This window comes from Microbispora sp. H10836 (assembly GCF_012999525.1).
Taxonomy (GTDB): domain Bacteria; phylum Actinomycetota; class Actinomycetes; order Streptosporangiales; family Streptosporangiaceae; genus Microbispora.
Map to the genome: position 1 here is coordinate 210,725 of NZ_JABBWU010000015.1, position 20,612 is coordinate 231,336.

At 72.5% G+C, this 20,612-nt stretch carries 17 protein-coding genes; 1 reads left to right on the plus strand and 16 read right to left on the minus strand.

Annotated elements, in window-relative coordinates:
- Positions 1–24: 24 nt before the first annotated feature.
- Positions 25–1,569 carry a serine/threonine-protein kinase gene (locus HHX30_RS26675; RefSeq protein WP_169984775.1) on the minus strand — a complete coding sequence of 515 codons (1,545 nt, stop codon included), beginning with the start codon at positions 1,567–1,569 and terminating at the stop codon, positions 25–27.
- A 173-nt stretch (positions 1,570–1,742) separates the two neighbouring features.
- Between HHX30_RS26675 and HHX30_RS26680 the strand changes: the two genes are divergently transcribed.
- Entirely contained in the window at positions 1,743–2,411 is a 669-nt protein-coding gene (locus tag HHX30_RS26680) for a response regulator transcription factor (RefSeq protein ID WP_169984777.1), read from the plus strand.
- A gap of 3 nt (positions 2,412–2,414) precedes the next feature.
- On the opposite strand, the gene HHX30_RS26685 is transcribed toward HHX30_RS26680, so the two are convergent.
- The 15 genes from HHX30_RS26685 to mreC all read right to left on the minus strand — a co-directional run bounded on the left by HHX30_RS26685 (position 2,415) and on the right by mreC (position 20,611).
- Positions 2,415–3,671, minus strand: a complete 1,257-nt coding sequence (locus HHX30_RS26685) for a glutamate-5-semialdehyde dehydrogenase (protein ID WP_169984779.1) — start codon at positions 3,669–3,671, stop codon at positions 2,415–2,417.
- A gap of 14 nt (positions 3,672–3,685) precedes the next feature.
- A complete protein-coding gene (gene proB / locus HHX30_RS26690; RefSeq protein WP_310742154.1) occupies positions 3,686–4,816 on the minus strand; it encodes a glutamate 5-kinase in 1,131 nt (376 codons plus the stop codon).
- A gap of 13 nt (positions 4,817–4,829) precedes the next feature.
- The gene (gene obgE, locus HHX30_RS26695) at positions 4,830–6,179 is read right to left on the minus strand and encodes a GTPase ObgE (RefSeq protein ID WP_169984781.1); all 1,350 of its coding nucleotides are present in this window, start codon (positions 6,177–6,179) and stop codon (positions 4,830–4,832) included.
- A gap of 96 nt (positions 6,180–6,275) precedes the next feature.
- Complete coding sequence (gene rpmA, locus HHX30_RS26700) at positions 6,276–6,533, minus strand: 50S ribosomal protein L27 (RefSeq protein WP_030505847.1); 258 nt, start codon at positions 6,531–6,533, stop codon at positions 6,276–6,278.
- A 45-nt stretch (positions 6,534–6,578) separates the two neighbouring features.
- A complete protein-coding gene (gene rplU, locus HHX30_RS26705; RefSeq protein ID WP_030505848.1) occupies positions 6,579–6,893 on the minus strand; it encodes a 50S ribosomal protein L21 in 315 nt (104 codons plus the stop codon).
- Between the two features lie 188 nt (positions 6,894–7,081).
- Positions 7,082–9,961 (minus strand): Rne/Rng family ribonuclease, encoded by a 2,880-nt coding sequence (locus HHX30_RS26710; RefSeq protein ID WP_169984784.1) that lies wholly within the window; start codon positions 9,959–9,961, stop codon positions 7,082–7,084.
- Positions 9,962–10,064: 103 nt separating this feature from the next.
- The gene (locus tag HHX30_RS26715) at positions 10,065–10,793 is read right to left on the minus strand and encodes a TIGR03936 family radical SAM-associated protein (protein ID WP_169984786.1); all 729 of its coding nucleotides are present in this window, start codon (positions 10,791–10,793) and stop codon (positions 10,065–10,067) included.
- 94 nt (positions 10,794–10,887) lie between these two features.
- Positions 10,888–12,810 (minus strand): TIGR03960 family B12-binding radical SAM protein, encoded by a 1,923-nt coding sequence (locus HHX30_RS26720; RefSeq protein ID WP_169984787.1) that lies wholly within the window; start codon positions 12,808–12,810, stop codon positions 10,888–10,890.
- Between the two features lie 49 nt (positions 12,811–12,859).
- The gene (locus HHX30_RS26725) at positions 12,860–13,741 is read right to left on the minus strand and encodes a phosphotransferase enzyme family protein (protein WP_169984789.1); all 882 of its coding nucleotides are present in this window, start codon (positions 13,739–13,741) and stop codon (positions 12,860–12,862) included.
- Entirely contained in the window at positions 13,738–15,210 is a 1,473-nt protein-coding gene (locus HHX30_RS26730; protein WP_169984791.1) for a hypothetical protein, read from the minus strand. Before HHX30_RS26730 ends, HHX30_RS26725 begins: the two co-directional genes overlap by 4 nt.
- A 54-nt stretch (positions 15,211–15,264) precedes the next feature.
- Complete coding sequence (locus tag HHX30_RS26735) at positions 15,265–15,513, minus strand: hypothetical protein (RefSeq protein ID WP_169984793.1); 249 nt, start codon at positions 15,511–15,513, stop codon at positions 15,265–15,267.
- 152 nt (positions 15,514–15,665) lie between these two features.
- On the minus strand, positions 15,666–16,838 hold the full coding sequence (gene rodA / locus HHX30_RS26740) for a rod shape-determining protein RodA (protein ID WP_169984795.1): 1,173 nt from the start codon (positions 16,836–16,838) through the stop codon (positions 15,666–15,668).
- 12 nt (positions 16,839–16,850) lie between these two features.
- Positions 16,851–18,908 (minus strand): penicillin-binding protein 2, encoded by a 2,058-nt coding sequence (gene mrdA, locus HHX30_RS26745; RefSeq protein ID WP_169984797.1) that lies wholly within the window; start codon positions 18,906–18,908, stop codon positions 16,851–16,853.
- Positions 18,905–19,423: a rod shape-determining protein MreD gene (mreD, locus tag HHX30_RS26750; RefSeq protein WP_169984799.1), complete on the minus strand. Its 519-nt coding sequence runs from the start codon at positions 19,421–19,423 to the stop codon at positions 18,905–18,907. Before mreD ends, mrdA begins: the two co-directional genes overlap by 4 nt.
- A gap of 3 nt (positions 19,424–19,426) precedes the next feature.
- Complete coding sequence (gene mreC / locus HHX30_RS26755) at positions 19,427–20,611, minus strand: rod shape-determining protein MreC (protein ID WP_169984808.1); 1,185 nt, start codon at positions 20,609–20,611, stop codon at positions 19,427–19,429.
- Between the last annotated feature and the right edge of the window lies 1 nt (position 20,612).

The following is a 20,612-nucleotide window of genomic DNA, read 5'->3' on the forward strand; positions in this document are numbered from 1 at the left end:
GCGCCCGCGGGCTGCCCGCGACCGTCAGAAGAAGAAGGCCACGACGCGCACGGCCGCCGCGCAGAGCGCGACGAAACCGCCCAGGACGGCGAGCGCGCGCAGGCCCTCCCGCCGCAGGCCGGGAATGGCCGCTCCCGCGCGCTCGATCTCCCGGCCGATGATCGCGCCGCTGACGACGCCGAACGCGACGCCGGCGATCGTGACGGGCACCGGCCGCGTCCACCACTCCGGCTCCAGCCGCGCCCCAGAGCCCGCCCACAGCGCCGCGAACGCCGCCGCGGCGGCGGGCAGCCCCGGCCACGCGACGGCCGACAGCAGCGAACCCGCCAGCGTGAGCGGGAACGCCAGCGCGCGCAGGAGTGCGCGGGCGCGGCCGGGTCTGCGGCTGCGCACCAGCCAGTGGCTGGTCCACACGGCCCTGGTCACCACGGCGAAGGCCGCCGTGATCGCGAAGGTCGCGAGCGGGTAGACCACCGACGCCACCACGCACGGGACGGCCAGCAGGGCGACCAGGACCAGGGCCGCGTTCCCCGTGGGGATGCCGAGCGCCCCCTCGGGCGCGTGCGTGTCCGCACGGCCGCCGGTGGGCCGGGCCTGCGTACCCGTCCCGCCGCGCCCACGTGGACGTTCCGCGGCCTGGCCCTTGGCCGCCGGCTCCGCGGTCCTTCCCGCCGCCGTACGCGCGGGCGCCTCCGCGCGGACCCGCGCGACCGCCTCCGCCCCGACCCTGTCGGCGACGCGGTCCGCGACGCGCTCGGCGGTGGACGTCTCGCTGACCCGGGCGAGCCGGGACAGGCGGTCGGCCAGCAGGGCGGCGGTGGGACGGCGCGCCGGGTCGCGGTGCAGCGCCGCGCGCACCAGCGGCAGCAGGGCCGCGGGGACCCCCACGAGATCGGCCTTGCCGTTCAGCACGGCGTACATCTGCGACTCCGCCGTGCCCCGCCCGAAGGTCGGCCGTCCGGTGGCGGCGAACGCCACGGTGGCGGCCCAGCCGTGGACGTCCGCAGGCTCCCCCACCGTCTCGTCCGAGAACACCTCGGGCGCGCAGTAGCCGGGCGTGCCGAGGAACGTGCCGGTCATCGTGACCCGCGTCGCGTCGAGCACCTGGGCGATGCCGAAATCGATCAGCACCGGCCCGTCCTCGCCCAGCAGGACGTTGGCCGGCTTGACGTCGCGATGCACGACCCCGGCTGCGTGGATGATCGCCAGCGCGGCCGCGAGGCCATGCGCCAGCGCGATGAGCCTGGACTCCTGCAGCGGCCCGCGCCGCCGTACGGCGTCGAGGAGGTTCTCCCCCTCGATGTACTCCATCACGAGGTACGGCCGGTCGCCGGACAGGTCGGCGTCGAGCACCTGGGCGACGTACGGACTCTCCACCCGGCGCAGCGCCCGGACCTCGCGTTCGAGGCGTAACCGGGCGTCCGGATCGTTCTCTATGGGGTCGCGGAGCATTTTCACCGCGACGCGGTCGCCCCGGCGGCCGACGGCGAGGTACACCTCACCCATGCCACCCCGGCCCAGCCGCTCCTGCAGCGTGTAGGGGCCGACCCGCCCGAGACGTCCAGCCATAGGAGCGCCAACCATAGCGGTCCGGCCGCCCGAATCGGCGGAGGCGCGCCGTCGATGCCGCATACAAGCCGTTGCCAACCGGCTCACAAGCCCGCCCCGGCAGTCTGTCCACGACGACCACGGCCGGACCGCAGGGCCGCGCTCCCCATCGGCGAGACGAAGACAGATGAACGATGACTGACTCCTCCGGCGCGATCACCGTCGTGATCGCCGACGACCACCCCCTGTTCGTCGAGGGGATCCGGTTCGCCCTGCAGCAGGAAGCCGCGCAGGCGGACGGCCTCTCCGTCGCCGGCACCGCCTGCGACGACCTCGACGCCCTCCGCCTGTGCGTACGGCTGTCGCCGCGGGTGCTGCTGGTCGACCTGGCCATGCTGGACGGGCTCGACTCCCTGCGCCGCCGCTGCCCCGCCGTACGGGTGCTCGCGCTGGGCGACGACGACGGGGAGTCGGGCTTCCTGAGCGCGCTGCGCGCCGGCGCGTACGGCTACCTGCTGAAGGACTCGAAGCCCGCGGAGATCGCGGCGGCGGTCCGGTCCGTGGCCCTCGGGCAGATGGTCTTCGGCGGCGGGCTGGCGCCCCGGCTCCTGGACCGTCTCACCACGCCGCCGTCCCGCAGCCCGTTTCCCGGCCTCACCCAAAGGGAGCACGAGATCCTGGAGCGGCTGGCCGACGGCAGGTCCAACGCCGAGATCGCCCGCGAGCTGTGCCTGGCCACCAAGACCGTGCGCAACCACGTGAGCAACCTGCTGACGAAGCTGGAGGCGCCGAGCCGGGTGGACGCCGCACTGCGGGCCAGGGACGCGGGCCTCGGCTCGCGTCCCATGCTCACGCGCGTCTGAGCGTCACCCGCGGATGTGACCCTCGCCGGTGTAGATCCACTTCGTGGAGGTGAGCTCCGGCAGCCCCATCGGGCCGCGGGCGTGCAGCTTCTGGGTGGAGATGCCGATCTCCGCCCCGAAGCCGAACTCCCCGCCGTCGGTGAAGCGGGTCGAGGCGTTCACCGCGACCGCCGCCGAGTCCACGGTCGCCACGAACCTGCGGGCGGCCTGCTGGGAACGGGTCACGATGGCGTCGGTGTGGGCCGAGCCGTACCTGCGGATGTGCGCGACGGCGTCGTCCAGCGAGTCGACCACGGCGGCGGCGATGTCGAGGGAGAGGTACTCGGTGGTGAAGTCCTCCTCGGTGGCGGCCACGACGTCGGCGCCGTAGGCCCGCACCCGCTCGTCCCCGTGGACGGTGACGCCCGCGTCCTTCAGCGCCGTCAGCGCCTTCGGGACGAACTCGTCGGCGATGGCGGAGTGCACGAGGAGCGTCTCGGCCGCGTTGCACACCGAGGGCCGCTGCGCCTTGGCGTTCACGAGGATCTTGAGAGCGGTGTCGATGTCGGCGTCGGCGTCCACGTACACGTGGCAGTTGCCCACTCCGGTCTCGATGACCGGCACGGTCGACTCCTCGACCACGCTGTTGATCAGCGAGGCGCCGCCGCGCGGGATCAGCACGTCGACCAGGCCGCGGGCGCGCATCAGGTGCTTGACCGACTCGCGGGTCTGGCCCGGCACGAGCTGCACGGCGTCCGCCGGCACCTCGGTCGCCGCCAGCGCCTGCTGCATGACGCGCACCAGCGCCGTGTTGGAGGAGTACGCGCTGGACGACCCGCGCAGCAGCACGCCGTTGCCGCTCTTGAGGCACAGCGCGGCCGCGTCCACGGTCACGTTGGGCCGGCCCTCGTAGATGATGCCGATGACGCCGAGGGGCACCCGCACCTGACGCAGCTCCAGGCCGTTGGGCAGCGTGCCGCCGCGCACGACCTCGCCGACCGGGTCGGGCAGGTCCGCCACCTGACGGACGGCGGCGGCGATCGTGGCGATCCGGTCGGCGTCGAGCCGCAGCCGGTCGATCATCGCCTCCGAGGTGCCGTTCTCCCTGGCCCGGTCCACGTCCGCGGCGTTGGCCGCGACGATCTCGTCCGTGGCGGCCTCAAGGGCGTCGGCCACGGCCCGCAGCGCCGCGTCCTTCGGCGCGCGCGGCATCGGCGCGAGCACCGTCGCGGCGTCCCGCGCCGCCCGCGCGACCTTCAGAAATTCCTCTGCCTCAGACATTGCCTCGCGCTCCGTCACTTGTGGTGGTGAACAGGCTCCAATATCACGATGTCGTCCCGGTGGATCAGCTCGCGCTCGTACTCCGGGCCGAGTGTGCTGGCGAGCTCCCGGGTGGAGCGGCCGAGCAGGTCGGGGATCTCCCCCGCGTCATAGTTGACCAGACCCCGGGCGACGACGGCCCCCGACGGCGCGCACAGGTCGACCGGGTCGCCCGCGGCGAAGTCGCCCTCGACCTTCACGACGCCCGCGGGCAGCAGCGACTTGCGCCGCCCGACCACGGCCTCGACCGCGCCGGCGTCCAGGTGCAGGCGGCCCCGGCCGGTCGTGGCGTGGGCGAGCCACAGCAGCCGGGTGCCGGGGTGCCGGCCCCCCGGGTGGAAGCAGGTGCCGATGTCGGTCCCCGCGAGCGCCTGCGCCGCGTGCGCCGCCGCGGTGAGCACGACCGGGACGCCCGCCCCGGTCGCGATGCGGGCCGCCTCCACCTTGGTGATCATGCCGCCGGTGCCGACCCGGCCGGAGGTGCCCAGCTCGACGCCTTCCAGGTCCTCGGGCCCGCGGACCTCGGCGATGCGGGTGGCGCCGTCCTTGCGCGGGTCGCCGTCGTACAACGCGTCGACGTCCGACAGCAGCACCAGCCCGTCGGCGTGGGTGAGGTGGGCCACCAGCGCCGCGAGCCGGTCGTTGTCCCCGAACCGGATCTCATCGGTGGCCACCGTGTCGTTCTCGTTCACGACGGGCACGATGCCGAGCTCCAGCAGCCGGGCCAGCGCCCGCTGGGCGTTGCGGTGGTGGATGCGGCGCATCATGTCGTCGGCCGTCAGCAGCACCTGCCCCACCCGCAGGCCGTACCTGGCGAAGGAGGAGGTGTAGCGGGCGACCAGCACGCCCTGCCCGACCGAGGCGGCCGCCTGCTGGGTCGCCAGGTCCTTGGGCCGGTCGCGCAGCCCCAACGGCCCGAGCCCGGCGGCGATCGCGCCGGACGACACGAGCACGATCTGCGTGCCGGTCTTGCGCCGGGCCGCCAGCACGTCGACCAGCGCGTCCACCCGGTCGACGTCGATCGTGCCGCGGGACGTCGTCAGCGACGACGACCCCACCTTGACCACCAGCCGCGCGGCCTCGCGGATCCGTTCCCTGCCTGTCACGCCGTCTCCCCGATCAGCCGAGCCTCGCGTCGGTGCCGCGCGGGCCCATGGTCGCCTCCGTGCCCTGCGACGGCTGCCAGTCGAAGACGTAGCCGCCCTCCATCGGGCCGATGATCACCTCGGCGCCGGCCGCCGCACCGGCCTTGATCAGCTCCTCCTCGACCCCGAGCCGCTCAAGGCGGTCGGCCAGGTAGCCGACGGCCTCGTCGTTCGAGAAGTCGGTCTGCCGGATCCACCGCTCGGGCTTCTCGCCGGTCACCTGGAAGCGGTTCTCGTCGACGCGCCGCACCGAGAAGCCGGTCTCGCCGAGCTGCCTGGGCCGGATGACCAGCCGCGTGGGCTCCTCGACCGGGGCCTGCGCCCGGGCCGCCGCCACCATCTCCGCCATCGCGAACGCCAGGGGCCGCAGGCCCTCGTGGCTGGCCGCGGAGATCTCGAAGACGCGCAGGCCGCGCTCCTCCAGCATGGGCGTGACGATGTCGGCCAGGTCCCGGCCGTCGGGCACGTCCACCTTGTTCAGCGCGACCAGCCGCGGCCGGTCCTGCAACGTCCCGTACGCCGCGAGCTCGGCCTCGATCACCTCGTAGTCGGTGACCGGGTCGCGCCCGGGCTCGATCGTCGCGCAGTCCAGCACGTGCACGATCGTCGAGCAGCGCTCGACGTGCCGCAGGAACTCGTGGCCGAGACCCCGGCCCTCGGACGCCCCCGGGATGAGCCCCGGCACGTCGGCGACCGTGAAGACGGTCTCGCCCGCCGTCACCACGCCGAGGTTGGGGATGAGCGTCGTGAACGGATAGTCGGCGATCTTGGGCCGGGCCGCGGAGAGCGCCGCGATCAGGGACGACTTGCCCGCGTTGGGGAACCCGACCAGCGCCACGTCGGCGACCGTCTTGAGTTCGAGCACGATCTCGGCCTCGTCGCCCGGCTCGCCGAGCAGCGCGAAACCCGGGGCCTTGCGCTTGGCGTTGGCGAGCGCCGCGTTGCCGAGACCGCCGAAGCCGCCCTGCGCGGCGACGTACCGGGTGCCGGCTCCGATCAGGTCGACCAGCACCTCGCCGGTCCTGGCGTCCTTCACGACCGTGCCGTTGGGCACCGGAAGGACGATGTCCTCCCCGTTGGCGCCGTCCCGGTTGGAGCCCATGCCCTGCTTGCCGTTGCCCCCTCGGCGGTGCGGCCGGTGGTGGTACTCCAGCAGGGTGGACGTGTTGGGATCCACCTCCAGGAGGACGTCGCCACCGCGTCCGCCGTTGCCGCCGTCGGGCCCGCCCAGCGGCTTGAACTTCTCCCGGTGGATGGAGGCGCAGCCGTTGCCCCCGTCACCCGCCTTGATGTGCAGGACGACGTGGTCCACGAAGTCGGCCATCAGCCGCTCCCCCTAACTGCCGTATGAAAAAACGAATGAGGCGGACCGAATGCTCGATCCGCCTCATCGCGCTGCTTGCTGGTGTCCGGGGCGGATCTACTCCGCGGCCGGGACGATGCTCACCGCGCGGCGACCGCGCTTGGTGCCGAACTGCACCCGGCCGGTGGCCAGGGCGAACAGCGTGTCGTCGCCACCACGGCCGACATTGTCGCCGGGGTGGAAGTGCGTGCCGCGCTGACGGACGATGATCTCGCCCGCGTTCACCAGCTGACCGCCGAAACGCTTGACACCGAGGCGCTGAGCGTTCGAGTCACGGCCGTTCCGGGTGGACGAAGCGCCCTTCTTGTGTGCCATGATTCACTCCCTTTCGGGGGTAAGCGGGGGTCGTCCCCCGGGAAACTACTGTCCGGGGTTGATGCCGGTGACCTTGACCTGGGTGTACCGCTGACGGTGACCCTGGCGCTTCTTGTATCCGGTCTTGTTCTTGTACTTCAGAATCCGGATCTTCGGCCCCTTGGTCTCGCCGAGAATCTCGGCGGTCACCTGGAACCGGGAAAGCGTGGCTGCGTCGGTGGTGACATCGCCGTCGTTGACGACGAGCACCGCCGGCAGCGACACCGAGGAGCCAACCTCGCCGGCGACCTTGTCCACCTCGAGGACGTCCCCGACGGAGACCTTCTGCTGCCTGCCGCCGCAACGAACGATCGCGTACACCGCGGAACCCTTCTACTGGCTAAATGCTGAGATGCCGCGCCCCGCATCCAGCTGCTGTCGATTACACGACCGGCGATCCGGGCAGGCGCGCGAAGCCAGGCACGCCGACACCGGGCGCACCGGTTGCCTAGGGTACCGGATATCCGGTACCCAGGTCGAACCGAGCGGATCGCCGGGTGACGAAGTCGTTACTCCGCCGTCTTCCTGCGGGAACGTCGCCGTCCCCGGGAAGCCGGCGCGGAGCCGTCGCCCTCGTCGGAGTTGGTGGGATCGGCGTCGATGGCGTCGGTGACGCTCTCGCGTGCCGAGCCCGACGCCGCGGCCACCGATCCCTCGTTGGCCGCCAGCTTCTCGGCCACCGCCTTCTCGACGGCCATCTTGCCCTGCGTGCCACGCGGCTCGGGCTTCGCCTCGACCGGCTCGGTCGACACGATGATCCCGCGCCCGTGGCAGCAGTCGCACGGCGTGGAGAACGCCTCCAGCAGGCCTTGGCCGACCCGCTTACGCGTCATCTGCACCAGACCCAGCGAGGTGACCTCGGCCACCTGGTGCTTGGTCCGGTCCCGCGCCAGGCACTCCAGCAGTCGCCGGAGCACCAGGTCGCGGTTGCTCTCCAGCACCATGTCGATGAAGTCGATCACGATGATGCCGCCGATGTCCCGCAGCCTGAGCTGACGGACGATCTCCTCGGCCGCCTCCAGGTTGTTCCGGGTGACGGTCTCCTCGAGATTGCCGCCCTGCCCGGTGAACTTACCGGTGTTGACGTCGACGACCGTCATCGCCTCGGTCCGGTCGATCACCAGCGAGCCGCCGGACGGCAGCCACACCTTGCGCTCCATCGCCTTGGCGATCTGCTCGTCGATCCGGTAGGCGGAGAAGGCGTCGGTCTCCTCATCCCACTTCGTCAGGCGCTCGGCCAGGTGCGGGGCGACGTAGCGGACGTACTCGTCCACCGTCGTCCACGCCTCGTCGCCCTCGACGACCAGGGAGCTGAAGTCCTCGTTGAAGACGTCGCGGACCACCCGGACGGTCAGGTCGGGCTCCCCGGACAGCAGTTCCGGCGGGCTGGCCGACTTGGCCTTGCGCTGGATGTTCTCCCACTGGGCCGACAGCCGGGCCACGTCGCGGCTGAGCTCCTCCTCCGAGGCGCCCTCCGCCGCGGTGCGCACGATGACGCCCGCGTTCTCCGGCATGACCTTGCGCAGGATCTGCTTGAGCCGGGCCCGCTCCTTGTCGGGGAGCTTGCGGCTGATGCCGGTCATCGAGCCGTCCGGCACGTAGACCAGGTAGCGGCCGGGGAGGCTGACCTGGGAGGTCAGCCTGGCGCCCTTGTGGCCGATCGGGTCCTTGGTGACCTGGACGAGCACCGACTGCCCGGACTTCAGCGCCGCCTCGATCCGCTTGGGCTGGCCCTCCAGCCCCGCGGTGTCGAAGTTCACCTCGCCGGCGTACAGCACGGCGTTGCGGCCCTTGCCGATGTCCACGAACGCCGCCTCCATGGAGGGCAGCACGTTCTGGACCTTGCCGAGGTAGACGTTGCCGACGTACGACTGGCTCGACTCACGGTCGACGTAGTGCTCGACGAGGACGCCGTCCTCGAGCACCGCGATCTGGGTGCGGCCGCCCTGGCGGCGCACGACCATGATCCGCTCGACCGACTCGCGCCGGGCCAGGAACTCCGACTCGGTGATGATCGGCGGACGGCGGCGGCCCAGCTCGCGGCCCTCGCGGCGGCGCTGCTTCTTCGCCTCCAGCCGGGTCGATCCCCGTACGCCCTGGACCTCGTCGACCGAGGTGGACCTGGTGGCGCGGGGCGCCCGGATGCGGACGACGGTGTTCGGCGGGTCGTCGGGGGCCAGTTCGGCCTCCTCGGTGCCGCGGCGGCGACGACGGCGACGGCGCCGGGTGCCGGTCTGGCCCTCGGAGTCGTCCTCCGCCTGCTCGCGGTCCTCCTCGTCGCCCGACGCGGCCTGCGGCTCCTCGCCCTCGTCCTCGGACTCCTCGCCGTCCTCGGTGTCCCTGGTGCGGGCGCCCCGGCCGCGTCCGCCGCGACGACGGCGCCGCCTGCGGGTGCCGCCGTCGGCCTCGGACTCGTCGTCGCCGGACTCGGTCGCCTCCTCCGCCTCCTCGGCTTCCTCGTCCTCCGCCGGCACCGGCTCTGCGGCGGGCGACGCGGGCCTCTGCGCGGGCACCGCGAACGGGTCGGGGGCCTGGAAAATCGGCTGGAACAGCGCCGACGGCGCCTGGAAGGTCACCGAGGGCACGGACGGCTGCGGCGCCGACAGCCCGAAGGGGTCGGCCACCACGTCCGGCCGCCCGCCGTCCTCCTCGATGTCGATGTCCTCGATGTCGAGCGGCTCGTCGTCCAGCGGTTCCTCGTCGGGGAGGTTGAGCCCGAGCGCGGCGGCGACCTCGGCCTCGGCGGCGTGCATCGCCCTGGATCGTTCCGGCGCCGGCTCTTCCGCGCGGGCGCGGCGGCGCCGCCGGGGGGCGGCGGGTTCCTCGGCCTGTGGCGTGTCCTCGGCCTGCGCCGTCTTCTCCGCCTGCTCCGGCTGCGGGGACGGCTCGGTCTCCTCGGTCCTCTTGCGGCTGCGGCGACGCCGGGCCGGCGCGGCCGGCTCGTCGTCCCCGGTCGCCGCCTCCGGAACGGCCGTCTCGGCGGCCGGTGTCTCGGCGGCCGTCTCGGTGACCTGTGTCTCCGTGACCTGTGTCTCCGTGACCTGTGCCTCGGCGGTCTTGGTGCGGCGGCGGGTGACCCGCTTGGGCCGCTCCTTCGCGACCGGCTCCTCCTGCGCGACCGGCTCCTCCTGCGCGGGCGGCGCGGAGGTCTCGTCGGCGGGCTCGGCGGTCACCGGGACGTCGGCGGCGACCACCGTGGTCACCGGCGGCGGCAGGTCGTCCGGCTCGGGCGGGGGCCCGGCCGGCCGGCTCGCCGACCGGCGGCGCGGCGTCGCGGACACGCCGGACGGACCGGAGGAAACCGCGTCTCCCCCGGCCTGGCCGCGTTCTTCTGTTGTCGTATCACCGTCAAGGCTCACAGCCCCGTCAGTGGGCTCGTTGTCGAGCATGCGGGCGCTCTCCCGTCAGCCTCCGGGCACGTTGCCGCGCCGCGCGAAGGCTCTCGTCTCTCGCGGTCCGCCGGGCTTCCTGTCGGCGCCTCGGCGGCAAGTCTTATCGGTCTCCGCCTGCCCGGTCGAAGGCGAACGGGTCGGCGGGCTCACCGGTCGCGTCGAGCGGCCCCTGCGCCAGCCTGGTCACCGCTGCGGGTGACGGCGGCGCGAAGCCTGCCACGAGACGCAGACCCATGAGCACGTCATCGGGCCGGACGGCAGGTGTTTCGTGCCGAACAACCATACGAAGTATGACACACGGTTGAACGGTCTCCTGACCTGCCGTAATTCCCGGCCCCTCCACTACGGCGAGCGAACGCACCGCCTGGCGGGCGTCGAATCGCCGCATTCCCTTCTTGGTCAGGCGCTCGACCTCCACCCGGCCGGCCGCCAGGAACTCCTTCACCGCCCGCTCGGCCTCGCCCGGATCGGCCCCGGGGAGCCGCAGCTCCCACATCGAGCCCTCCAGCCGGTCGGCCAGGTTCCCGTCCCGCGCCTCCACCACGTCGAGCACGTCCAGTCCCGGCGGTAGCGAGGCGTCGAGGTCGTCGTGAACCCGCCGCGGGTCACACGGCCGGTTCACCCCGATCTCGAGGTACTCGGCCTCGCTCGCCACTCCGGTGGGGGCGGCGCCGGCGTAGGAGATCTTCGGGTGGGGGCTGAAGCCCGCGCTGTAGGCCACCGGGATGCCGGCTCGCCGCACCGCCCTTTCGACGGCGCGGGAGATGTCGCGGTGGCTGGTGAAGCGCAGGCGGCCCCGCTTGGCGTAGCGCACACGCAGTCGCTGCACCGTGGGTTCGGGCGCGGGCCCGTCGGGAACGGGTTTCAGAGTTCCGTCGTCCTTCCGGTGTCGGTCGATCGTCTTTCAGGATAGGCCGTGAGCGTCAGATCACGGTGAGTGGCAGCAGTTTTCTGCCCGTGGGGCCGATCTGGATCTCCGTCCCCATCGTGGGGCAGACGCCGCAGTCGTAGCAGGGCGTCCAGCGGCAGTCCTCGACCTCCACGTCGCCCAGCGCGTCCTGCCAGTCCTGCCAGAGCCACTCGCGGTCGAGACCGGCGTCGAGGTGGTCCCAGGGCAGCACCTCGTGCTCGTCCCGCTCGCGGGTCGTGTACCAGTCCACGTCGACAGGCTCGTCGGCGAGGGCACGGTCCGCCGCCGCCATCCACCGCTCGAACGAGAAGTGCTCGCTCCAGCCGTCGAACCGGCCGCCGTCCTCCCAGACGGCGCGGATGACCCTGCCCACCCGGCGGTCGCCCCGCGACAGCAGCCCCTCCACGATCGACGGCTTGCCGTCGTGGTAGCGGTAGCCGATGGCCCTGCCGTACTCCTTGTCGGAGCGCAGGGCGTCGCGCAGCGCGCGCAGCCGGCGGTCCACCGTCTCGTGGTCGCACTGGGCGGCCCACTGGAACGGCGTGTGCGGCTTGGGCACGAACCCGCCGATGGAGACCGTGCAGCGGATATCACGCGAACCCGTCGCGTCACGGCCCGCCTTGATGACCTTCTTGGCCAGGTCGGCGATGCCGAGGACGTCCTCGTCCTCCTCCGTCGGGAGCCCGCACATGAAGTAGAGCTTCACCTGCCGCCACCCGTTGGAGTAGGCGGTGGTGACCGTGCGGATCAGGTCCTCCTCGGTGACCATCTTGTTGATCACCTTGCGCATCCGCTCGGACCCGCCCTCCGGCGCGAACGTGAGCCCGGAACGGCGGCCGTTGCGGGACAGCTCGTTCGCCAGGTCGATGTTGAACGCGTCGACCCGGGTGGACGGCAGGGACAGGCCGACCTGGCTGCCCTCGTAGCGGTCGGCGAGACCCCTGGTGACGTCGGCGATCTCGGAGTGGTCGGCGCTGGACAGCGACAGCAGCCCGACCTCGCTGAAGCCGGACTCCCTGATCCCCGCCTCGACCATGTCGCCGATCGTGGTGATCGACCGCTCCCGGACCGGACGGGTGATCATCCCCGCCTGGCAGAAGCGGCAGCCCCGGGTGCAGCCCCGGAAGATCTCGACGCTGAACCGCTCGTGCACGGTCTCGGCGAGCGGGACCAGCGGTTTCTTCGGGTACGGCCACTCGTCGAGGTCCATGACCGTGTGCTTGAACACGCGCGTCGGCACGCCGTCGCGGTTGGGGACGACGCGCTTGATGCGGCCGTCCGGGTGGTACTCGACGTCATAGAACTTCGGGACGTACACCCCGCCCGTGGAGGCGAGGCGCAGCAGCAGTTCGTCACGGCCGCCGGGCGAGCCCTCGGCCTTCCACTCGCGCAACACCTCGGAGATCGCGATGGCGATCTGCTCGCCGTCGCCGAGCACGGCGGCGTCGAGGAAGTCGGCGATGGGCTCCGGGTTGAACGCGGCGTGGCCGCCCGCCAGCACGATCGGGTCCTCGTCGGTGCGGTCCACCGCCTCCAGCGGGATCCCCGCGAGGTCGAGCGCGGTGAGGAGGTTCGTGTAACCGAGCTCGGTGGCGAACGACACCCCGAGGACGTCGAACGCGCGAACCGGCCGGTGGCCGTCCACGGTGAACTGCGGGACGCCCTCGGACCGCATGAGCGCCTCGAGGTCGGGCCACACCGCGTAGGTGCGCTCCGCCAGCGTCTCGGGCAGCTCGTTGAGGATCTCGTAGAGGATCTGCACCCCCTGGTTGGGCAGGCCGACCTCGTAGGCGTCCGGGTACATCAGGGCCCACCGGACGGCCGCCTCGTCCCAGTCCTTGACCGTCGAGTTCAGCTCGCCCCCGACGTACTGGATCGGCTTCTGCACCTTGGGCAGCAGCGGCTCCAGGCGGGGAAACAACGACTCGACAGACATGCCTCCAGGGTATCGGCTCCCGGGAGTGTCCCCTGCGGATCTTCCGGCCTCAGAAGGGGTGCCAGATCCGGTCGTCGCCCGCGCGCAGCGAGGCCAGCCGGTGGCGCAGCTCCGCGTGCGCGCGGTCGTCGCGGTGCCCGATGCGCAGCACGGCCGTCAGCGTCTGGAGCTCCCGGATGTCGCGCAGCACCGGATAGCCCGGCCAGTCCCTGACGTCGCATCCGTACGCGCGGGCGAAACCGTCCCGCTGGGCGTCGGACAGGCCGAACCTGGTGCCCTGCAGGGTGGGCACCAGGTCGACCTCGCGCGGCCCGGCGCTGACCGAGTCCCAGTCGCACAGCAGGATCCGGCCCGCGGTGCGGATCAGGTTGCCCCGGTGCGCGTCGCCGTGCACCAGCCCGTACGGCAGGGCGAACTCGACGCGCTCGTAGTAGGCCTCCTCCAGCGCCGCGCACCGGTCCAGCAGCCACTCGCGCTCCTCGCCGTCCAGCACGAGGCTCGCCCGTACGGCCCGCCGTACGCGGCCGAAGGGATCATAGGTCGGCAGCGCGAACGGGACCGGCGGCAGGGAGTGCAGCCACCGCAGCAGCCGGCCGAGCGGAACCGGGTCGCCGTCGTCCGCGCCGTCCTCGTAGTGCCAGAAGGTCGCCAGGCAGCCCTCGACGGCCAGCGGCTGGCGCACGTCGAGCGGCAGCGTGACGGGGAAACCCTGCTCGTGCAGCCAGCGCGTGACCTTGAGCGAGGTGACCAGCCGGTCGTACTTGCCGGGGGTGCCGGCCTCCGCCAGGCGGACGACGACCCCCTCGCCCGGCAGGTGGTAGACCACGTTGGCGAAGCTGCGCAGCAACCGTGCGCCGTCGGCGCTGAGTCCGGCCCGACGGCACGCCTCCGCGAGCGCGGGCGGGGTGCCTGCGACGGTGGAGACACTCATCGCGGATCCTCCTCGCCGCCCAGTGCCTCGGACGGCGCCTCGGACGGCGCCTCGGGCAGCGCCCGGGCGGCCGACTGGGGCAGGCCGGTCGCGCAGAACGCCTCCAGCCGCTCGGCGAGCTCTCCCCGCACCATCGGCGTGCAGGTCAGCACCGTGGACTGCAGAGTCTCGGCCAGGCTGTCGATCCTGCGCTCCGGCGGCAGGGCCAGCAGCGGCGTCAGGGCCTGCTCGGCCCCACCGGGGTCGTCCTCCATCAGGTGCGCGACGGCCAGGTGCGCCCCGGCCATCGCCTCGCAGCCGTACGACCGGTTCTGGCGGTCCTCCCGGGCGTACAGGCCGAGCGCGGCGCGGGCCTGCTCGATCGCCCGGCCCGCCTGTCCGAGGTGCAGGTGCGTGACCGCCGTGTAGTAGGCCTGCTTGGCGGGCCGGAAGGCGAACTCCCCGGCGAACCCGTCGTGCAGCTCGTCCCCGGTGCCCGCCTCGCGGGCGTCCGCCGCCTTGAGCAGGTCGTCCTCCGCCTCTCGGGTCCGGCCGAGCATCGCGCCCGCCCGCGCCCGCAGCATGTGCAGCCGCGCGCCGCCCTGGCCCCGGTGCAGGTGGGTGAGGCCGTCCTCGGCGTAGCCCGCCGCGTCCTCGTACCGCCGGTCCCACAGCGCGACCGACGCCTGCATGCCGCGGGCCCAGCCCATGAGGGACCGGTGCCCGGCGATCCTGCCGTACGTCCACGCCGCGCGGGCGAGGTCGTCGGCGGGCACCCGGCGGCCCATGTCCATGCTCGCGTTGGCCATCAGCCCGCACAACGTCCCGGCCAGGAAGAACAGCTCGCCGGCCTGGGCCGGGTGGACGCGCCGCTCCAGCGCCCTGCGGGTCTGCTCCTGCAGCGCCCGCATCTCCACGAACAGCGGCAGCGGCGCCTCCCAGACGTACCGGCGGGACAACCAGATCACCTGCGTGCGCAGCCGTTCGAGCGCGCTGTCGCCGATCTCGCTCGTCTCCACCCGCTCGGCGTGCTCGCTCGCCTCCCGGGCGGCGGCGCTGATCAGGTCGGGCGCGGTACGCCGCCGCCAGGACTCGGGGCCGCGCATCTCCGGCGGCGTGTAGTCCTTGGCGAACCCGAGCTGCACCGGGCCCGTCTCGAACAGGCGGCACAGCAGGTCGGTGTAGTCGCGGTCGGGCCGCGCCCCGGCCTCCCACTCCCGCCAGGACCGCTCGCTCAGTCCCCTGCGCTTGATCTGCTCGCGGTCGCACATCGCGTGGAAGCGCTCGATCGCCTCCTCCACCGTCCACCCGTACGCCAGCCGCAGGCACTTGAAACGGGCCAGCCGCGGGCAGCACAGGTGGATCTCGTCGGCGATCTGATGGAAGACCGCGGTCGTCGGCGGCTCCCCGAGAGCGGCGAGGGTGCGCTCGCGGATGCCGCCGGCGATCTGGATGGCGGACCGGTCCCCGCCGCGTGAGGGTGTCGTCATCGGCTCTCCCAGTGGTGACACCCGCACGCTAACGCCGTACATGTCACGAACCGGTCACCTCGCGCACTGCGAGCCCCTCTCCACCGAGCGGAGAGGAGTGATGGTGCCGCCGCTGCGCAGCTGGGCCGTGAAGAGCTGGCCGCACAGGCTCGCCGGCGTCTCGGCGAACCACACCGTCGGCGGGTCGCCCGCGGCCGCGGCGGCCCACCTCCCGCCGCCGTACACGATCCGGTAGTCGGGGAAGGCCGTGCGCAGCAGGTCTAGGGCGCGCTGGCGTTCCCGCGCCTCGTCGTCCGGAGTCACCGTTCCTCCGTAAGGGTTCGTTCAGCCCCCGAACCTGTTCCGTTCCCATGGTGTTCGCCGCGCGGTGCGGGCACCAGTGAGAGCGGGGATCCGGCACCCTGCGGACGGCTCTCATGCGGGCAACACGGGGAACGCGGAGAACGCGGAGAACGTCAGACCGGTCGCGATCTCAGATGGATCGCCTGCAGGATGGCGATCGCCGTCATGTTCGCGAACGTCGCGGTGCCGCCGTAGGAGACGAACGGCAGCGGCACACCGGTGATCGGCATGATGCCGATCGTCATGCCCACGTTGACGAGCGTCTGGAAGGCCAGCCACGCGACGATGCCGGCCGAGACGAGCGCGCTGAACCGGTCGCCGCACATCCGGGCGATCCGCGCGCCGCGCAGCAGCACCACGCCGAGCAGGGCGACCACGGTGACCGACCCGACGAAACCGAGTTCCTCGCCCGCGACGGTGAAGATGAAGTCGGTGTGCTGCTCGGGCACGAACCGTCCCGTGGTCTGGCCGCCGTGGAACAGGCCCTTGCCGAACACCTCGCCCGACCCGATCGCCACCAGCGCCTGGGTGCTGTTGTACCCCACGCCGCGCGGGTCGCTGGACGGGTCGATGAGCGCGGTGAACCGGGCCACCTGGTACGGCTTGAGCAGCCCCAGCGACCACACGGCCACCGCCCCGAGGCCCGTGAGCAGCACCCCGGCCACGACCCAGCGCTTGCGTATCCCGGAGAAGACGATGATCGCACCGGTCGTCGCCATCAGCACCATGGTGGTGCCGAGGTCGGGCTGCACCATGACCAGCGCCGCCGCGGCGCCCGCCGCCGCGACGGACAGCGCGAGGCCGGCGGCCCTCGGCCGGTCCTTGGTCTTCCCCTTCTCCGACGTCGGGGCCAGCAGCCGCGCCAGTATCACCACCAGCGCCGGCTTCATCAGCTCGGCCGGCTGCAGGGCGAAGCCCCCGCCCAGCAGGATCCACGAGTGGTGGCCGTTGATCGTCGACCCCATCGGGCTGATGACCAGGATCAGCCCGATGACGGCGATGCCGTACAGGACCGGCGCGTACGTGCGAAGCCAGCGGTAGTCGGTCACCGCGACCGCGCTGTAGAGAGCCAGACCGATGAGCAGGTTGAGCACGTGCTTCTTGGCCATGCCCGTCGGCTCGATCGACGACCAGGTGCGGGTGGCCGACCACACCAGCAGCGTGCCGATCGCGCTGAGCGCGACCACCGCCCCGAACAGCAACCAGTCCATCCGCCAGACGACCGATCCTCGCCCGACGACCCGGCTCGCGAACGACCTCCGCCGTATTCCGATGGCCTCAGTCATGGCAGGCCCGCCTCACTGCGTGTTGTCGCGGCTGATGGCCGGCAGCCGCGTCACCGGTTTGCCGTCCGGAAGCGCCGGCTTGACCGGCTTGCCGTTGTCCCCCTTGCTCAGGCCGAAGATGCCCTCCCAGATGCGCCGCACGGCGGGCGCGGCGGTCGAGGCGCCGAAGCCGCCCTGCGCCACCATGACCACGGTGACCAGCCGCGGATTGTCCGCGGGCGCGAAGGACGCGAACCACGACGTGTCCTCCTTGCCGTAGACCTCGGCCGTACCGGTCTTGCCGCCGATCTTGACGATGTTGAACGGGAAGCCGCGGAACGCGCCCGCCGCCGTGCCGTCCGAGGGCACCTCGCTGAGCGCCTTACGGATGTACTCGCGCGTCTCGTCGTTGACCGGCAGGTGTCCCTCGACCGGGACCGGGATCTCCTGCTTCAGCGTGCCGTCCGGACGCATCAGCGCCCAGCCGATCCGCGGGCTGCGCACGTTGCCGTCGCCGAGCAGCGCCGCGTACGCCCGGGCGAGCTGGAGGGGGGTGACGAGCACGTCACCCTGGCCGATCGAGAGGTTGACCGCCTCGTAGGCGTGGAAGATCGCGCCCTCCACGCAGTTCTCGTGGGCCAGCCGCTTGGCGAACGCGGCCCGGCTCTGGTCCTTCATCTCCGGGTAGCCGGTCTTGGCCCGCCTGCACATCTCGTCCTTGGTGGAGTTCCACAGGTCGCGCTTCCACCCCCGGGTGGGGATGCGCCCCGCGGACTCGCCCGGCAGGTCGATGCCCGTACGGCGGCCGAAGCCGTAGGCCTTCGCCATGTTCGGCATCGGCTCCTTGACCTTGGACTTGGGCGTCTTGCCGCCGTCGCGCAGCCACTCCTCGTACCCGGCCCGGTAGAACACGGTGTCGCACGACTTGACCAGCGCCTCGTGCAGCGAGATCGCGCCGAGACTCATGCCGCCCGCGTTGGGGTACGACCGGCCCTCGACGGTGTAGGCACCCGGGCACTGGTAGGTGCCGTGCAGCGGCTGACCGTCGGCGACCATCGCCGACGCCGAGCTGATCTTGAAAGTCGAGCCCGGGGCGTACTCGCCGGCGATCGCGCGCGACACCAACGGCTTGCCCGACTTGTCCGACAGCAGGCGTCGGTAGTCCTTCTCCGCGATGCCGCCCGTCCAGACCTTGGGGTCGTACGTCGGCCGGCTGGCCATCGCGATCACGCGGCCGGTCTTCACGTCGAGCACCACACCGGCGGCACCGTCCGAGTTCGGCACCTCCTGCATGGCCTGGTCGAGCGACTTCTCGACGATGCGCTGCACGTTGGCGTCGATGCTGGTCACCAGGATGTCGCCGGGAACCGGGTCGGACTGCTGGTTGACCGTGATGACCTTGCCCATCCGGTCGACCTGGACGTTGCGCAGGCCGGGTGCGCCGCGCAGGGCCGAGTCGTAGGTCCGCTCCAGCCCGTCGCGGCCGGTGAGGTCGACACCCGAGTAGTTGGCCTTGAGACCCTCCCGCTTCTCCAGCTCGCTCTGCGTCACCGGCTGCAGGTAGCCGAGGAGCTGGGCGGCGTCCTTGCCGTTCGGATAGTCGCGGAGCGCCTGGATGTCGGCCGTGACGCCCGGAAAGTCCTCCTGGCGTTCCAGAATCTGCAGCGCCGCCCGGGGGTTGACGTTGTTGGCCACCGGGATCGGCGTGTACGGCGAGCCGGGCCAGCACGGGCGGCTGACGCCGGGCCCGCATGCCCGGATCTCCTGCTTCAGCTTCGACAGCGGCACCTTCAGCACGGCGGACAGGCGACGGAGCACCGCGTCGCCGCCGTCCCGCATCCGCTCCAGCCGGCCGCGGTCCACGGAGACCACCAGCGTCGTACGGTTGCGCACGAGCGGGCGGCCGGAGGAGTCGAGGATCGCCCCCCGCAGGGCGGGGACCCGCACCTCGCGGGTGCGCGTCTCGGTCGCGACCGTGACGAACCGCGACCCCTGCACCACCTGGACCTGCCACAGCCGGACGACGAGCACCACGATCATGGCGATGACCAGCACCTGCAGGACGAGCAGGCGCCCCCGCAAACGTGTCATGCCGTCCCCCGTCTCCAGCTCGGCACGAGCTCGCCACCGCCCGCGCGCCTCCGATGGCCGCCGTGCATGACCTTGACCGCCCGGAGCACCAGCGGAGCGGCCACGAGATTGCAGATCGCGGCCCGGGGCCAGGCCGTGGCCAGCACCGGCCACGTGATCCCCGGGGCACCGAGCAGCGCGCCCAGACCGGCCACCATGCCGGGCGCGATCACGGCGCACGCCGCCACCGCGGGCAGCGGCAGGCGCTCTCCCACACGGCCGGCCGCGTAGCCCAGGAAGCACAGGACCAGTGCGTACTCGCCCAGTGTGTGGTTGGAGGGCGGCAGCAGGTCGTAGGCGAGCCCTCCGCAGAAGCCGATCACCGCGCCGGGCACGGGCCCGCGCCTGGTCGCGAGTGCGGCGACCGTCAGGAGCACCAGGTCCGGCGCCCACGAGAACAGCAGCCTGTTCACCACACTGACCTGCAGGATCAGGGCGACGAACAGCGACAGCGCGGCGATGAGGTTGCGGGCCATCGTTCAGTTCCTCCCGCCGCGGCCGTCGTCGGCCACGGCGCCGTCGTTCTCCCGGGGCGCGTGCCGAGGCGCCGTTGCGGAGTCCGTCTCCCGCCCCGCGCGCGGCTCCTGTACGGCCGGCTCCTGTACCTCCCCGTCCACGGCCTGCGTGCCGTGCCGGCCGCGCCGCTCCTGCGCCGCCTCGGGCCTGCCCTCGCCCGTGCCGCGGGCCCGGTCGCCGAGCCCCCACTCGGCCTCCAGCGACGCGCGGCCCTGCCCGCGGCCCTCGTCGCCGCGCCGCTGCCGGTCCTCGCGCGCCGGTTTCGGTGGCTGCGGCTTCGGCGGCAGCACCGCGTCGCGCGGATCACGCTTCGGCGCCGCGACCACCACGCCGACGACGTCCAGTGCGGAGAAGTCGGTGAAGGGCCTCGCGTAGGCCGTCCTGGTCACCTCACCCGGCGTGTTGTCCACCCGCTCGACCACGCCGATCGGTACGCCCGGCACGTACGGCCTGCTCTGCTGGGAACCGAACGAGACGATCCGGCGGCCCACGCCGATCGGCACGGTGGAGTCGAGCAGGCGGAACCTGACGAGGTTGCCGCCTCCGCCCGCCTCGCCGAGGCCGCTCACGACACCGAGCTCGTTGCCGCCTTCCAGCCGCGCCCCCGCCGACAGGGCCGGGTCGGTCAGCAGGGCCACCGTCGAGCTGACCGGGCCCGCCTGGACGATGCGGCCGACCAGTCCCACGTCGCTCAGCACCGTCATGTCGGGCCGGATCCCGTCGGCGGTGCCGGCGTCGATCTCGACCGTGTCCTCGAACCCCGCCACCGTACGCCGTGCGACGACCTGCGCCCCGACCACGCGGTAGCGGCCGAGCCCCGCCAGCCCGAGCAGGCGGTCCAGTTTCTCGGCCCGCGCCCGGTCGAGCCGCTGCGCCGACACCTCGTCCCGCAGCCGCGCGTTCTCCTTGCGCAGGTCGGTGATGACACGGCGGGCCGAGGGCGCGTCGCGCAGCATGCCGACGAATCCGGTGATCGGGCGGGTCACGGCGGCGCCGACGCGTTCGGCCTTCCCGAACACGGCGCCCACGAAGCCGCGCACCGGGCCGAGGACGTGGTCGTTCCCGGCCCGGTGATCCACGGTGATGAGGATCAGCGCCACGGCGAGGAGGAGTCCGAGCATGAGACGGGCGCGGCGGGTGTCTCTCATG

What these genes read in the sequence shown, in the direction of transcription:
- HHX30_RS26720 (WP_169984787.1), bottom strand. Translation starts at nt 12,810, where the DNA reads ATGTCTGTCGAGTCGTTGTTTCCCCGCCTGGAGCCGCTGCTGCCCAAG.
- mreC (WP_169984808.1), bottom strand. Translation starts at nt 20,611, where the DNA reads ATGAGAGACACCCGCCGCGCCCGTCTCATGCTCGGACTCCTCCTCGCC.
- mrdA (WP_169984797.1), bottom strand. Translation starts at nt 18,908, where the DNA reads ATGACACGTTTGCGGGGGCGCCTGCTCGTCCTGCAGGTGCTGGTCATC.
- obgE (WP_169984781.1), bottom strand. Translation starts at nt 6,179, where the DNA reads ATGGCCGACTTCGTGGACCACGTCGTCCTGCACATCAAGGCGGGTGAC.
- HHX30_RS26730 (WP_169984791.1), bottom strand. Translation starts at nt 15,210, where the DNA reads ATGACGACACCCTCACGCGGCGGGGACCGGTCCGCCATCCAGATCGCC.
- HHX30_RS26675 (WP_169984775.1), bottom strand. Translation starts at nt 1,569, where the DNA reads ATGGCTGGACGTCTCGGGCGGGTCGGCCCCTACACGCTGCAGGAGCGG.
- HHX30_RS26725 (WP_169984789.1), bottom strand. Translation starts at nt 13,741, where the DNA reads ATGAGTGTCTCCACCGTCGCAGGCACCCCGCCCGCGCTCGCGGAGGCG.
- mreD (WP_169984799.1), bottom strand. Translation starts at nt 19,423, where the DNA reads ATGGCCCGCAACCTCATCGCCGCGCTGTCGCTGTTCGTCGCCCTGATC.
- HHX30_RS26685 (WP_169984779.1), bottom strand. Translation starts at nt 3,671, where the DNA reads ATGTCTGAGGCAGAGGAATTTCTGAAGGTCGCGCGGGCGGCGCGGGAC.
- HHX30_RS26710 (WP_169984784.1), bottom strand. Translation starts at nt 9,961, where the DNA reads ATGCTCGACAACGAGCCCACTGACGGGGCTGTGAGCCTTGACGGTGAT.
- rodA (WP_169984795.1), bottom strand. Translation starts at nt 16,838, where the DNA reads ATGACTGAGGCCATCGGAATACGGCGGAGGTCGTTCGCGAGCCGGGTC.
- rpmA (WP_030505847.1), bottom strand. Translation starts at nt 6,533, where the DNA reads ATGGCACACAAGAAGGGCGCTTCGTCCACCCGGAACGGCCGTGACTCG.
- HHX30_RS26680 (WP_169984777.1), top strand. Translation starts at nt 1,743, where the DNA reads ATGACTGACTCCTCCGGCGCGATCACCGTCGTGATCGCCGACGACCAC.